At 38.6% G+C, this 15,374-nt stretch carries 13 protein-coding genes, 1 tRNA gene, 1 pseudogene and 1 CRISPR repeat array (1 of these 16 running past the window's edge); all 15 genes and pseudogenes read right to left on the bottom strand.

All coding sequences use genetic code 11. The features are described from left to right. Positions 1 to 112 (bottom strand): annotated as a pseudogene (locus COU90_04225) (hypothetical protein) (it extends 554 nt beyond the left edge of the window). Between the two features lie 1,057 nt (positions 113 to 1,169). After that, a complete protein-coding gene (locus COU90_04220) occupies positions 1,170 to 1,940 on the bottom strand; it encodes a hypothetical protein (GenBank protein PJE64050.1) in 771 nt (256 codons plus the stop codon). Between the two features lie 85 nt (positions 1,941 to 2,025). Beyond that, entirely contained in the window at positions 2,026 to 2,178 is a 153-nt protein-coding gene (locus tag COU90_04215) for a hypothetical protein (GenBank protein ID PJE64049.1), read from the bottom strand. An 87-nt stretch (positions 2,179 to 2,265) separates the two neighbouring features. Next, entirely contained in the window at positions 2,266 to 2,757 is a 492-nt protein-coding gene (locus tag COU90_04210) for a hypothetical protein (GenBank protein PJE64048.1), read from the bottom strand. A 142-nt stretch (positions 2,758 to 2,899) separates the two neighbouring features. Further along, on the bottom strand, positions 2,900 to 3,112 hold the full coding sequence (locus COU90_04205; protein ID PJE64047.1) for a hypothetical protein: 213 nt from the start codon (positions 3,110 to 3,112) through the stop codon (positions 2,900 to 2,902). A 149-nt stretch (positions 3,113 to 3,261) separates the two neighbouring features. Then, positions 3,262 to 3,444 carry a hypothetical protein gene (locus tag COU90_04200; GenBank protein PJE64046.1) on the bottom strand — a complete coding sequence of 61 codons (183 nt, stop codon included), beginning with the start codon at positions 3,442 to 3,444 and terminating at the stop codon, positions 3,262 to 3,264. A gap of 45 nt (positions 3,445 to 3,489) precedes the next feature. Continuing rightward, positions 3,490 to 3,705, bottom strand: a complete 216-nt coding sequence (locus COU90_04195; GenBank protein ID PJE64045.1) for a hypothetical protein — start codon at positions 3,703 to 3,705, stop codon at positions 3,490 to 3,492. Positions 3,706 to 3,747: 42 nt separating this feature from the next. Continuing rightward, complete coding sequence (locus COU90_04190) at positions 3,748 to 4,137, bottom strand: cupin (protein PJE64044.1); 390 nt, start codon at positions 4,135 to 4,137, stop codon at positions 3,748 to 3,750. A gap of 60 nt (positions 4,138 to 4,197) precedes the next feature. Next, entirely contained in the window at positions 4,198 to 4,956 is a 759-nt protein-coding gene (locus COU90_04185; protein PJE64043.1) for a hypothetical protein, read from the bottom strand. Positions 4,957 to 5,005: 49 nt separating this feature from the next. Then, positions 5,006 to 6,976, bottom strand: coding sequence for a heavy metal translocating P-type ATPase (locus COU90_04180; protein PJE64042.1), 1,971 nt, complete (start codon positions 6,974 to 6,976; stop codon positions 5,006 to 5,008). A 180-nt stretch (positions 6,977 to 7,156) separates the two neighbouring features. Then, positions 7,157 to 8,868: direct repeats of the CRISPR family, unit length 36 nt; unit sequence ATCTACAAAAGTAGAAATTTTATAGAGGTATTAGAC. A 192-nt stretch (positions 8,869 to 9,060) separates the two neighbouring features. After that, positions 9,061 to 9,342, bottom strand: a complete 282-nt coding sequence (gene cas2, locus COU90_04175) for a CRISPR-associated endonuclease Cas2 (protein ID PJE64041.1) — start codon at positions 9,340 to 9,342, stop codon at positions 9,061 to 9,063. A gap of 1 nt (position 9,343) precedes the next feature. Further along, on the bottom strand, positions 9,344 to 10,303 hold the full coding sequence (locus COU90_04170; protein PJE64040.1) for a hypothetical protein: 960 nt from the start codon (positions 10,301 to 10,303) through the stop codon (positions 9,344 to 9,346). A 1-nt stretch (position 10,304) separates the two neighbouring features. After that, positions 10,305 to 10,844, bottom strand: a complete 540-nt coding sequence (cas4, locus tag COU90_04165) for a type V CRISPR-associated protein Cas4 (protein PJE64039.1) — start codon at positions 10,842 to 10,844, stop codon at positions 10,305 to 10,307. Then, on the bottom strand, positions 10,844 to 14,827 hold the full coding sequence (locus tag COU90_04160) for a type V CRISPR-associated protein Cpf1 (protein PJE64038.1): 3,984 nt from the start codon (positions 14,825 to 14,827) through the stop codon (positions 10,844 to 10,846). Before COU90_04160 ends, cas4 begins: the two co-directional genes overlap by 1 nt. 400 nt (positions 14,828 to 15,227) lie before the next feature. Next, positions 15,228 to 15,301, bottom strand: a tRNA-Gln gene (locus COU90_04155). Positions 15,302 to 15,374: the final 73 nt, after the last annotated feature.

The following is a 15,374-nucleotide window of genomic DNA, read 5'->3' as shown; positions in this document are numbered from 1 at the left end:
CCTTTGTCGCCCTTAGGGCCTTGCTTTCCTTCAGGACCAGCAGGACCTCCCGCGGGACCGGTGTCGCCTTTAGGTCCCGTATCTCCTTTTGGACCCTTAAGGATAACTTCAAGCTCCGGGTGTTTACCGGTGAGAGGACTTTCCTTTGCCTCAAAGGCAATACTGGCTCCATCGCTTATAAGAAGCAAACCATGGTTTCTGTCCGGATAATCGATCCACTCTTCCAGCAGATCTTTCGGTAAATTTACGAGAAGGAAGTTATCGGGAAGGATCGTAACAGGAATATCCACCTTTATAAGAGGATCAATCTCAAATAAAGGTACGGCATTTCCGGTAACAAGATCCTCGTCCCATGCTTCCATAATCCGATGGATTCCAATCTTTCCCAAACCGACAACGCTCTTAACGAACAACCTCATTTGAAGTTGCTCTACCGCCCTATCATCATGAGAAACAACAAGGGGCGGTACGCCATCATCTAGCGCCCAGGGAGAAAACAGCGATAAATCAAACCTTACCAGACTCATCCTGTCGGGACTGACATCCAATGTTTCTTCTTCTCCAAAGTTATCATCAACCTGGTCCGGTGACACGGTATCAACAAATGTGTCCCGGTCAACATTCAGCGTGTGAGCTTCTGCTGGTTGGGATGCAAAAATGATGAATCCTAAAGCAACCACTAAACGAAACATGAACATACAAGCTCCTCTCTCATCAGGTTATAGGTGGTCTGTCCTCCGCAAAAAAACAACAACATTATGGTATATTCTACATGTCAATACCCTCCTTTTTAGTGGATTTTTATCTCCGCAATTCCTAGCATATATTTTATAATACGTCAATACCTCGTAAGGGTCACTGCGGGGCAATCGCATTAGGATTCTGCTTATAAAAAGAGGCTGATCTTTTGACGACCAGCCTCACCGTTAAAGGTGCGACGGTAACTGAGATGTTACTCTTCTACTGTTTGATTTTCTTGGGAAGGAGCTTTGAAAGGCAAAAACTTACTAATTCGTCCCGCCTCATATTCTTTGCGGTAATAGGAATCGAAAGCATTTTTCACCTCCTCTTCCGTTTTTGGGTGGGAATCACGTGTTAGTATTACTGAAAGCATCCAGGTGCTTTTGGGCATAGCAATCTCCTTTTCCTTACATTAACTCTGGACTCTATTATATCACAGGTTTAAGCTCGTTCACATCAACGTGAAAAATGCTTGTCACCCATATCGTATCTTCAAGCGAACCACTTTCTTCTTGATGAATCCTTACAATCTCTTCCCAGAACCTCCGTACCAAGTATCCGAAAATAAAAAGACCACAATCGTCAATCCATTTTCCAATACTTCGAGCAGTAGGAACAAAATTATCGCGTGCCCAACTCCTTTTCTCTTCGGGCCACAAAGCATGACGTAATAAGAATAAATCGCGTTCTTCATTGCTCCAGTTACGATGATCTTCTGCCTGCCCATATTGAGAAAGGACCCAATTGAGCACCGCGAGATAGACATCAAAATACCCTGCATTGGTTGCTTGTTCCTGGAGTTCCTCGTTCTCGAATGCAAATATAAGCTTGAGTGTCTGAGTTCGTTCCTCATCAATTGATACACCATCAACTTTTAGGAACACACCATCAACTGCATACTCTGACCAACCGTAGAAAACGGTTTGGTACATATTCATCCGCGCTCTTGCAGCATCCGTGGCATCAACATACGATTCATCAGCATCATAACGATTCGGATTAAACCAGTGAGGATATGCGACGATCTCACGCATGAGATTCTCTACATTTGCGGTGAGATATTTACGAACATTATCTGCATGCAAACCATCGTTGAGTGCTTTGAATATAGTTCCCTGGGTCCTAATCCTCCTTGGGAAATAGACTTCCACAAGAATGCTTCTCCGTCCAGGATTAAAGAGGTATGAAACTTGTTGCATTACCCACTCCTTTCGTACATCCTCTAGAATAGCTTATACTGTACAATTTTTTATTAATTTTGTAAAGCGTACCTCCCAACTTTATCTATATACCGTCTTTTTCTTCGGGCTTCTTAAAAAAGTATGTAAACCAAAGAGCCCATAAAAGCCAAACCGCATAAGCCCATTCTCCGATGATAATTCCGGGAATGGCGAGAAATGATAAAAAACCCAAAAGTCCAAGCCATCTACTGTTCATATTCGTAAGATAACAATAATATAATCCTTCATGCAATGATTATTGTCCCCTATTAAAAAATACCCGACCAAAATCTTGCCGGGCTATTTAACTATTATATTTAAGGTATATGGCAGGCATGTTTTGCTTTATAAACAATGCTTGTTTTTTTATATCAGCAAACATATCGCTATCGATAAGGGCATAACACAAAACTTTCCATCCAATGCCGCCGAATGCTTTTGCAAGATCCGGAAGATGCCGCAGAAAAGCATGTCGTTCATTATCCAGCATCACTCTTGTCGTTTGTCCGGCCATTATTCTTACATCATCGTCAAACTGAAACATAAAGGCCTCTAACCATTCCGTTTCGGGCTCTTCCAATGATAATTCTTTCATCATCACAACGGCACGGTCCTGTTTGACGGCAATATGTTTCGTAGCCAAAAGAGCGCTCTCCAGGATTTCAACGCCAAGGTTCCGACACTCCTCTTCTAAGGTTAATATACGTACGCGTTTGGCAAAAATGATGACCTGTTCGTTCGTTATCAAGTTGGTACCGCGGGTTTTTTCATCGGCCGCAATTATATCAGAAATCATCTGAATATAAGCTCTCTCATCCAAGGTAATCAGATCCATAACAGCACTCTCCTTTCTTTAAATGCCATAAGGTTGTTGTCTTTGCTTTCTAGCAAGATGCTATCATTTTTTTATTTCTGTGTACAGTACGCGAAATTACTTATCACTTCTCCCAATCGGTAATAATAATACGTTTATTTTCCTTATCTATTTGCAAGGAGAGTTTTTGTTTTCTTTGCCAGCGAAAAAGCCGTATTACTTCTATCGGTAATGTTACGCTATAACCCTTCCCGTTCGATATCTTATTAAGAGACCGAACAGTATAATCCTCTCGTTTTCTTCGTGCCATATTTTCAGCATGAAAGAATCCTTGCATTAATGCAAGGATTCTTCAGGAAAGCGATTCTAATACCATTATCGCATTTTCATTTTTTAGAACTTATGGGGACTGGTCCCATTTTCAAAAGTAGAAATTTTATAGGGGTATTAGATAAGGAAGAGAGGGAGGGACGGTACTTGTACAAACTATTCAAAATCGCTGCCCCACCAGGGAGATGCGCCGTCGGCGCGCCATTTCCCTATGAGCGGAATAAGGGAATTTGGAAGGAGATTATTTTTTTCGAAGTCGTCCATATGCGACCATAGAAATTCGATATGATCTTCGAGTGATATAGGATTATGTTCTTTTTGAAAATCAGGAACACTCATATGAAATATCAAATTTATCTCATGATGCCGTTCATCACCTTCAAGCTAGCTATTCTCTACGGCATCCAAAAAAGATCGTATCGTACTATCTACGCCCAGCTCTTCTTTTATTTCGCGTACAAGTGCTTCCTCTGCCTTTTCTCCCAACTCGATATGCCCGCCCGGAAGGAATGTGTTCCCATTTCCTATTGCCCGCGCGAGAAGAATATAATCGCCATCAGTTATAATGGCTCGCGCCCGGTAGTGGAATTGTATGTTCATAGGATTTTAGAAGTTTATTGATATGAAGAAGTATCCGACACCTTATTCTTCAGGAAAATAAAAAACATGGTCTTTGTTTTCTTCAATACTTATAACAAGCAATTGCACTTCTTCATCGCTCTTGTTCTCTATCATGTGATAACCTTTTTCTCCCGCAGGAAATCCGACAGCATCACCGGAAAAGAGTGTTCGTATATCTCCATCCAACCAAATACTGGGCTTTCCTTTCAACACGTAAACAAATTCCTCTTTTGAAGAATGGTAATGAGGGGAAGAGGATCGATGTTTTGGCGCAAGTATTTCGTGGTATATAAATAATTTCTTGAGACCTATTGTCTCAGATAAATTAGCGAGCGAACCAAAAATCTCATTTGAATTTACTTTTTTAGAATCAATCCTTTTAACGTCCCGTATTTTTATTATGCGAGCCATTTTCTATTTTACGTTAATTTTTTGTGGGGAGTAAAAGATAACAACTACTAACGCTAAAAACTATTCATAATACGTACCCGTGAGAAGCTCTGATATGATAGGATATACGCGATTAGTTATGATGCCGTATCCTTCATCGTTTGGATGAATGCCGTCAAACATGCGAGATGGGTTGCGGTATATATCTTCCAATATATTCGGTATGTATACGGCACCCTCCTCTTTTGCGAGTACGCGAAAGTCATTGTCAAAACGATCACGTATAAGCGCGCCCTGCACGCCCAATAATACTACGGCCGCACCCTCGGCTTGTATGGTGCGGATAATAGTTCTTAGATTTTCCACTGTCATTTCAAGCGGCACACGCCGAATTGCATCATTCCCGCCCAATAATACAATAACCAAATCAGGATCTTCCGCTATCACGTCCTGCACACGCCCTAATGCCGTTTCCGTAGTGTCTCCCGACCGACCCAGATTACTGACGGGCTTTTGTAAACGGTGCTCCAGCAAAGCAACAAATCCTCCTTTCTTACTGGAGCCGATACCCTCTACCAAACTGTCTCCGAATACAACAATTGTTTCTCCTCCCAATGGATAGTTTTTTATAACAACCGGATCTCGCAAGAAACCATAATAGGCGGTGGTACCTATAATTATAATTCCCGTTATTATGAAATAGTATTTTTTTTGCATAGAATAATACGCCAAAAACAAATACTTATTAAATGGTACTTCGTTTCTCCGCACCCTAAGTCCAATATGAAAGAATCCTTGCATTAATGCAAGGATTCTTTGGGAAAGCAATTCTAATACCATTATCGCATTTTCATAAAATAAGTTCGATTCCGGGGAGAGTTAAATCAATCTATAGTTTAACTCTCTTTAGCGTCATTGCGTTAGCAACCACGATAACTGTTGAAAAGCTCATAACTAATGCGCCAATCTCCGGACGCAAGAAGAACCCCCAAACCGCAAATACTCCCGCCGCCATGGGAATGGCGATAATATTGTATCCAAGCGCCCAAACAAGGTTTTGAATCATCTTTGTGTACACTTTTTTCGAAAGCGTTATCAAACGCACAATATCCAGCGGATCGTTATCAATCAAAACCACATCACCGGACTCGACGGCAACGTCAGTACCCGCACCAATGGCAATACCTGCGTCTGCTTGGGTAAGTGCGGGAGCGTCATTCACGCCATCACCAACCATAAGTACCGTATTGCCTTGCTCTTGTAATTGCTTGATATGAGTATATTTATCTTCCGGCAAGACATTTGCAAAGTAGGTATCAATGCCAAGCTCCTTTGACACCAACCCCGCGACTTGTTCATTATCGCCGGTAAGCATGGCAACTTTCACGCCCATACTGTGCAACTTTTTTACCGCATCATATGAAGATTGCTTAATGGCGTCAGAAAGTACGATATGTCCGAGCAGATTCCCCTTGCTCGCAACAAACACGATTGTGCCATTCATATTTTTAGGCAAATCAAATTTTATATTCAAGCTCCGCATCAATCGCTCGTTGCCCGCAACATATTCCCGCCCGCTTATTTTCGCTTTAACACCCTGTCCGGCAATGTTTTGGAAGTCATCAATGTCGGAAACTTGCACCTTTTGATCCCGCGCATATTTTAAAATTGATTGTCCGATAATGTGTGATGAATGCTGTTCGAGAGATGCCGCAGTGGAGAGAATTTTATCTTTATCTTGTTCTTCCATAAGAACAATTCCCGTCACGCCAAACTCGCCCTTTGTAAGTGTTCCCGTCTTATCAAACACCACATAATCCGCTTTCCGTATCACCTCTATCTTTGAAAGGTCTTTGATGAAAAAACCATTCTTCACGGCAAGTGAAGTGGTAATGGTGGTCACGGTTGGAATAGCAAGCCCGAGCGCATGCGGGCACGCAATGACGAGTACCGTAATGGCGAGCGTGATCGCAAATACAAACGGTTGGCCAATGAACAGTGTCCATACCAGGAGCGTACCAAGTGCCGTGATACCGGCAACAAAGGTGAGAACGGCAGATGCCTTGTCCGCTATTTTTTGCGAACGCGGTTTGGTTTGTCCCGCTTGCGCGATGAGCTTTTGTATTTGCCCAACAGTTGAATGTTCTCCAACGCGTGAGAGCAGAACGGTAAGTGACCCGTCAAGACAAATTGCTCCGGCTATCACCTCCGCACTTCCTTCTTTTCTGACGGGTTTCGATTCACCGCTTATCAACGACTCATCAACATTTGCAAATCCTTTGATAATTGTGCCGTCGGCCGGAATCTTCTCTCCCGGCTTCACAACAACAATATCGCCCTCATGAAGCTCGGCGATATCAACATCAGCTTCAATTCCATTCTCAAGTCTGTGCGCTTTCTTAGGGAGTAGTTTCGCTACTTCAGACAACGCGTCCCCGGCGGCGGAACTGGATTTCACTTCCAGGTAGTGTCCAAAGAGAAGTACCCACACCAGTGTTGAGATTTCAAGATAAAACTCAACGTTGAGTACGGCAATAAATGTTGAGGCAACAGAAAACAAGTACCCGCTTCCAACCGCAAGCGAAACAAGCGTCATCATACCGTACCTGCGAGATCTTATTTCATGCCATGCATGCCGGAAAAATACAAGCGCAAAGCCGAATACAATGGTTGCGATTCCAAACTGTATCCACTTATTAAGACCGAACGTAATGCCCAGTATCTCCGAGATGGTTGGGTGCACCAGCACAAGCGGAACAAGCAGAAATGTAACGATCCAAAAACGCCTTAAATATTGTTCAGCAGAACCATGGCTCATCGCATGTTCATGGCTTTCTTTATGATGATGTTTCGTATCCATAACACGCTTTCTTTATATTCCGGCAAAACGCCACCTAACGAATAGTATAATCCTCCCGTTTTCTTCGTGCCATATCTTCAGCATGAAAGAATCCTTGCATTAATGCAAGGATTCTTTAGGAACGCAATTCTAATACTGTTATCACATTTTCATTTTTGAGAAATCATGGGAACTGGTCACAGTTTCAAAAGTAGAAATTTTATAGAGGTATTAGACGAACGTATGGTTGCTCCCGGACGAAATCTACAAAAGTAGAAATTTTATAGAGGTATTAGACGTAGGTTGCTCCGTAGATCATGTTATTATCTACAAAAGTAGAAATTTTATAGAGGTATTAGACTTAAGGGCTATTTAGACGTTGACCCATCTACAAAAGTAGAAATTTTATAGAGGTATTAGACGCGACAATTGTGGTGAGCACTATTCTATCTACAAAAGTAGAAATTTTATAGAGGTATTAGACAAGACACGCCACCAGAAGCCCCGCCAATCTACAAAAGTAGAAATTTTATAGAGGTATTAGACTCACGCAGAAATAATCGATATTGCTATCTACAAAAGTAGAAATTTTATAGAGGTATTAGACTGGGGTTCTGATTTGCGTTCCGCGATATCTACAAAAGTAGAAATTTTATAGAGGTATTAGACATAGAAGCTATGGCTAATATGACGTAATCTACAAAAGTAGAAATTTTATAGAGGTATTAGACGTCTGCGCCCTCAAGGTTTGCGTCCTATCTACAAAAGTAGAAATTTTATAGAGGTATTAGACATTAGCAGAAGAAGAAACGGATATTAATCTACAAAAGTAGAAATTTTATAGAGGTATTAGACACACCAAGATCTCCTAACTCCTTTAAATCTACAAAAGTAGAAATTTTATAGAGGTATTAGACCAGAGGGCAGCGGTAAAATGATAGAGCATCTACAAAAGTAGAAATTTTATAGAGGTATTAGACACCAAATTGAATGACAAGGAACATTCCATCTACAAAAGTAGAAATTTTATAGAGGTATTAGACAAGACACGGCTCCTTCTGTGTCGCTATATCTACAAAAGTAGAAATTTTATAGAGGTATTAGACCTGATAACCCTTCACAGGAATTACGAATCTACAAAAGTAGAAATTTTATAGAGGTATTAGACCCCGTCATCATATCTTCCGATAATGCATCTACAAAAGTAGAAATTTTATAGAGGTATTAGACCGAGGTTGCAACCAGTTCTCGACTGAATCTACAAAAGTAGAAATTTTATAGAGGTATTAGACAACATGCCAAAGAGTGAGCGAAGAGTATCTACAAAAGTAGAAATTTTATAGAGGTATTAGACCTTACATAAATACTGGAGCACGTCGCTATCTACAAAAGTAGAAATTTTATAGAGGTATTAGACCCTACACAAGTATTGGCAAACATCACATCTACAAAAGTAGAAATTTTATAGAGGTATTAGACTTCGCTTTTAGCTGAGATTACTTCTTATCTACAAAAGTAGAAATTTTATAGAGGTATTAGACACTGATTCCGAAAATGCGTCTTCCTTATCTACAAAAGTAGAAATTTTATAGAGGTATTAGACCAGTCGCAATATCGGTGGTGCGCTTCTATCTACAAAAGTAGAAATTTTATAGAGGTATTAGACGAGGATGAGAGGCAATATCTTCCCGGATCTACAAAAGTAGAAATTTTATAGAGGTATTAGACTCCGATTGAGAAGCTGTGCATTTTTGATCTACAAAAGTAGAAATTTTATAGAGGTATTAGACTCCTTAGTGCCTGATGGAGACCACTATCTACAAAAGTAGAAATTTTATAGAGGTATTAGACCCGGAGACAATCGTATTCGCCCCTGAATCTACAAAAGTAGAAATTTTATAGAGGTATTAGACGGCGGAAATGGCTTTGTTAAACGCTAAAGATGCAAAGAAGTAATAAATTACATTCCGACTTTTTGGCTTAACAAAGCCATTTTTTGTTTTCCTCATCATATTAAGACTAAGGTTTTCCACTGACATAATACTCTATTTTTAATACCCTCCATTGAATTTCCACCTTTTTATAAAGTTTTCAAGGCACTAGCACTACTCAAAGACCACAACGTCTTTTTCTTCATTTTTAGCATATCCATATCGCGCAATCTTCTTTTTGTCACCCTCACAGATATGAAATATCAAAACACTGTCCGCTCCCGTAAATGCATTCTTATACACCAATTCTATCTCACTTTTTATATTTTGCAATACCCGCCGGCTATTACGAATCTCGAACACCGAATACTGTATCCTGTGTCCAAATTTCTCAAGAAATTTTGAAAACTTTGCACGAACGCGATCATCGCTAAAATCATACGTTAAAAGAAGCATATTATTTTGTCTTTATATTAAATTTCGGCATATCATTCTTTGTATCCATCATATGTCTGTAATATTCATGCACATATGAAAAAATTTCTTCTTTTTGGTCCATAATAACTTGCAAGAATAACGACGTATATTTTTTCTGCTTATCGAATGGCAAAGTTACTTTTTTATGCACAATATCAAAATCACCTTCATGTACCTGCTTTAAGTTGTATGCCTTTAGAAGTTGGCGATCAATGATACAACGAAAAGGTTCCACGATATCACATGCCAAAGATTTTCTCTGAAAAAACAGTTTATGATACACGCCCTTATACGTATCAAATCCATGCAATCGAAGAAGTGCATCAACGAAATTAAAAAGATAGGTGTACCCCATATCAAGCAGAAAATTAGATACGTCCGGCTTTACGCGCGGCATACGCTTCCACCAGTTAATTTCAGAAAAATATCCGGAAAAAAACTTACGCGAATACTCCCCTTCTATACCGAGCAGTTCCTGTCCGTTCAATGCGTTTTTAATACGCTCGCGCATCTGTTCCATTTCCTCTTTATCCGCGCCTTTTTTTCGGCTTAGCAATAGCCGGTTTTGGTTTTCTATTTTATTCGCTACAATATGCTTTGCAATAGAAAACTCTTCATCTTCTGATAGACCATACTGCTTCATGCGAAGCAAATAATTACCTTCCGCTTTTGCGGCAAACGGCGCGAATACCTCAAAATTATTACGTAGAAAAAATAATGATATTGCGTGTGTTCCCGCTTTTTGCAACAAACGACTTGTTATCATCATGTCGCCCATTATAAAAACGGCAAATACTTTATGGCACGACGCGCGATTTACCACCTTGCCATCTTTGGAAAAAACAATATTGTCGTTTAAAAACCTAAGCGACGAGCGTGTCCCCCATTCGGCGTGTACAAATAACATTTGTTTTTCTCTAAAATCGGGAAGGGTAAGCATATTACCATGTTAAAATTCCGTAAATGGAATTAGTGCACTTATGGCACCGGTGGTTTTTATATGTTCGTATATCAAACGATCTCATTGCTTCAATAAAAAATAAAAAACGTTTTTTATCCCGTTCCTCCGGCAACGGTATAGGGTAGCGTTTGTTATCAGACAAGCTGTGCAAAAATAATGTTTCTATTTTATATCCCATTTCTTTCATGCAAAAATACTGTCCATACAGTTGATACATATATCCGGGCCATATTCTTTTTATTTTTGTTTTGCGCTCAACAAGCATCTTCTTTTTTTCATCGTAAATATCAATTTTCCCCATAATGCCGTATGTTCCGCTATACACCGACAAACCCTGCAAAATATGTTTTGACGTAGAATACGTACCGGAATCAATACTTTCGTGATTTAATCTCCCCTCCACCTGTGGCGTGTCATGATACAGTGACGTATCAAAACTTTCATACACGCCATGCAGATACACCGACAGCGGGCAAAACATAAAATCGTTTATTTTTGATATTTGGATATAGGATTCCATCAGTCTTGAGTATGTTTATCCCATTCTTCAATATCTATAAATAAATCTCCCCAATTCATTTTATCCAACGTTTTATTTACATTGTGATACTGATTTATTTTCTCAAGAATCATCACACCCTTTCTCGCTATATTATAGGCACCATTCGCGTCTCCATTGAAATCAACACCATTAAACTTCTTATCACTATGAAAACCACAATGCGGACAATTTATTTGATCTATATTAGTACCGGATACACTACTCCTTGTGTTTGAGAGTAAATACAAATAATACGCCAGCTCCGTAAAGAATTTTTTAGTAGCAACCTTTTCAGATATTTGCTTTACGATATTGTTCTTATAATCAATATCTTGTTCTTCCAGTAGCCCCTTCAAACACTCCGTAATATCGTATTTAATTGTAATACCATTCTCTGTTTGCTCCAGCATTCTCTCTTCCCCCTTCTTTAATTCAAAATCTTTTTTGTTTCTACTAAACCACTTGTACCTGATAGCGTTTTTGGTTGATAGGATAAACTCATCTTTCCCTTTCTTATCGGCATAGAGTCTGTTTCCGCGCTTAGAGCTATTCTTTTGTTTCAAGAAGTCACTCGCTTTGTACGCTATTTTGAAATTATTTTCGGTGAAAGTAATGTTGATTTTCTCCATTAAACCGTCTTGGTCCCACTTAACATTTGGACGAAAGCCACACTCGGGACATGTTTTAGAGGTATAGCTAGCTTGCGTGTAGAAGATCACACCAGTTTGCTTTCCCATATCTTTAAAAGTGATAAATGGAGCTGTTAGCTGAAATGCGCGTAATAGATGTCCCGCTTTTTGAGGATCTTTTTCACCTTTATTTACTAAGAAATTAAGTTTTTTAATCAGTACTTTCTCTAATTGCTGGTACACGCTTTTCTCTATTCCCCCACGAATTTGCTTGAAGCGCATATTCAAGTCTTCAAAAACAATTATAGCGTTGTGTTCTATAATAAGATCAGCAAGCTTTCGTACCACGAGAGAAATATATCCTTTTTTAAGGTCTTTTATATTTTCAATATTTTGCCAGTCTTGCCTTGCTTTTTCTCTCCCTTTCGCCCTTTCTTCCAGAAGTTTATGGTAATTTACTCCATTTATTTCATTCAGACTTCCAAGAGCAGTATTACCGTTCTTATCTTTGAGTAAATTACATTTTTGATCAATACCAGCATAGTAAATTAGATGTTTTTCTCCACGATCAAGGCCAATAACATTTATCTCAGGGTTGTTGAGTAAGAATTCGTTTACTTTTTGATTGAAGTAATGTGAATCATCAGCTGTTCTGTTGAGAGTTATCGGGACATGTAAGAATGTTTTATTTTTAAGATATCGCTTATGATCCACCACCGCCTCTTCTGGGACGCTTTCGCTTTTCTTGACAACAATATTTTTCCACTTTCCAGTTTTAGTATTTTTAACCTTGTATCCTAATTTTTCCTCATCGGTCTTCGGTCTATAAAATAGTTCTGCTTCTCCATTGAGTTTGAACGGAAAATTACTCTCTGCATTTTCTTTAGAAAACAAGGTATCAAAATACATAGAGTGAAGATTTTTTGTTCTTTTTCTATTCTTGTCTTTTGGTCCTGATCCCCAATCTTTGTTATGTATTTCAAAAAGAAATAACTCTCCTGAAGTGTTTTTATTTTTGATGTATTCGCTCGATACACCAACAAAATCTATCTTATAACCCTGATTCCCAACATCATCCAAAAACTCCGCATAAGAACCGTATTCTTCTGGTTTTTTGAATTCAAAGTCGAATTCGCCCTTTTTATATTCAATAAGCCTCTGCATGTAAAATGCCAAATATTTCTGTGAATCTTCTTGGTTAAAATTTTCAGAGGTCTTTAAGTAAGAAGATGATTTTCGTATATCACTAATTTCTTTGGGTAGATGCTCATCTTTCAATTCTTCCAGTCGATGGTTTATACCAGTTTTCTTATCTTTTCTGCCAGTTTTTCTCACAGTTCTACCATCTATAACCATTAAATTGGGGATGTCTTTGACAGGGTCTGATATTGATTTATAAACCATCTTTTCATAACTGTCAGTACCCGATGCTTGAATGTTGCCATCATCAAATACCTTATTATGTCCTTTTTGCATTACGGCAAGATAATAACGTCCATCTTTTCGCAAAATTACAGCAGAATTATCAGGCTCTTTATTCTTGTCCCAGCCATCTGCAAGGGTCGGATTCTCAAAAGTCAATTTCCATTTATCAGTGCTGAACGGCTTTTTGGTAAGATAACTCTGTAAAAGCATCCTGACCTTAATAAGCTTTCCGTATGCATCATCGTAAAATTTCTTCTTAAAACCAAAATCAGGGTGATGATAGAATTTTGTATCAATGTCATATTCATCACCAACCCACTGTCGCTTCTTCTCAAGAGCGAAGTACTTACCCATTTGATAAATCCAAAGAGTGCTGTCAACAAAATTTTTAATTGTCAGCTTATCCTCCGATGAAACAGAAAAATCAGATTCGTTTCTGTTTATAATTTCTTCAAAATCCTTCTTGTATACATTGTATCCTTTCTTTACTTGTCTTTCCTCGCCACCTATTAGTTCTTGGTACTCATTCTCAAACAGAGAATTAAACTCCGATTCAAATATTTTTATAAACTGTTCCCATTTTGGTTCTTCCCCACTAAGAAAACCTTTTGATTTTGAATCTTCTTCATTCTTAAGGTATTTGTCCTTCCAAAGTTTTTCCTCTTCAAAACTTTTCGCAAGAGCATTTTTAATTAGTGATAAAGCAATAAAATCCGGAAACCTGTATGAGTTATCTGATTTTTCAAATTTTACAATTTTATCTTTCTTTGTCTGCTCATAAATGACTTTTTGAAATTCGTCACGTCCATTATCAGTCATCCATCGGTGCAAAATAGTATTAAGACCTTCTTTTGAAAGAAAGACTTTGTCTAATTCATATTCTTCCTCGTGGAGGAAAAAATCCCCTAACAAGGTTTTTAAGACTTCTGTTTTTTCTTCAGCAGAAATATAAAACTCCCTAAGTCTTTGTAATAACTCTTTATCGTCTTCTATATTTTCAATAAAGTCTTCTTTTTCACTCAATATTTGCTTATCAAGTAATTTAAAAAAAGAAATCTTTTCGTCTTTATGATCTTGGCGATATTTATTGATAATCTCATTTAATCCCTTTAGCTTTTCATTCGTATCTTTCACAACTTCACCACCAAGAATTTTATTATATGTATCAATTCCATCTTGTAACAAGCAAGAGTTATAATATTCTAACGAGAACACCACACCCAAATCCACAGAAAGTGTTTTTTCAACCTCGGAAAAATCAATTTTATATTTTATATCTTTAAAAAGCTGGGTATTTTCACAAAATCTTTTTAAATTCTGATCAATAATTCTAGTTACAACCGCTGTTGAGGTACCGTCGTCTTTATAAAAATTCTTTCTTGTTTCTTGAAATTTATCGAAGTAACCAGTGAAACCTTTCCACTCATCAAAAATAGAAATTTTATTTCCTTCCTCATCTAACACGAGTTCGTCTTTTTTATCTTTCAGAAAAGAGCCTTCTTCCTTACCATATCTTTTCTTAAGTTCTTCAAACACCGATACTCCGAATAATGCTTCAGTTTGAAAATGGTTATTAAGTTGTGTCCGTAACTCTTCGGAAAGAGTTTTAAATTCCTTTTGTAGGGCTTTGTCCTTTTTGTCTTTTTCTAACTTTTTTAATAGTGTGAAGTACTTATCTAAACCATCTATAGTTTTACCTGTCAGTGATTCAATGATGAATTGCCGATGAAGTCGGTCGAAGAAGGATTTGGTTTGTTTGTACTTTTCTTTTCGAACTCTATCTTTTTCAAAGACATTCTCGTCTTCCAGCATCTGCAACGTATTTCCCACAGGTTTCAACTCAAACCGTAACGTTTTTGACAACGCGTATTTCCTCGTAAATCCTTCAAAAATATTTTTTTGCGACATATTTTTTGCTAATTTTTATATATATTTTCGCCCCCAAAGACCAAAAAGGGACGACGGTTGTCGCCCAACAGATATGCTTACCAAACGGTTAAGCGCTATTGGAACCGTCGCCCCTCTCTGATTACAAAAAGAAAGTGGCAAACGATACGATATTACACTAAGCTGGGCGACAAAATAAATTTATCACAGTATCCATATCTACGCAAATTTTATCTGCCGTTGCTTTAGTTTCGGGTTTTGCTATCAGCCGCCGTTCTTTTTCGTTATTACTACGGATGTACCACGCCCGTGCGCGGACTTTGGTACCTGAAGTTTTTACCACGAGGGCACTTCTTGTTTTCTAACTCCCTTCGGTTATAAGTAAACAAAGTCGTATAGTCGCTTTGCTCCTTAAAAATTCGGGCTGCCGGACAGGGATTCGAACCCCGATACCCAGGACCAAAACCTGGTGTCCTACCATTGAACGATCCGGCAATATGTTTGTGCTTCTCATTTTTTCAACGTTCTTGTTTTTTTGAGTCCCGCGCGGACTGCGACTCGCTTCGCT

It is taken from the genome of Candidatus Ryanbacteria bacterium CG10_big_fil_rev_8_21_14_0_10_43_42, assembly GCA_002793915.1.
Classification (GTDB): domain Bacteria; phylum Patescibacteriota; class Minisyncoccia; order Ryanbacterales; family 2-02-FULL-48-12; genus 1-14-0-10-43-42.
Note: the sequence above shows the minus strand (reverse complement) of the source record. Positions and strands in the feature narration are given on the sequence as shown.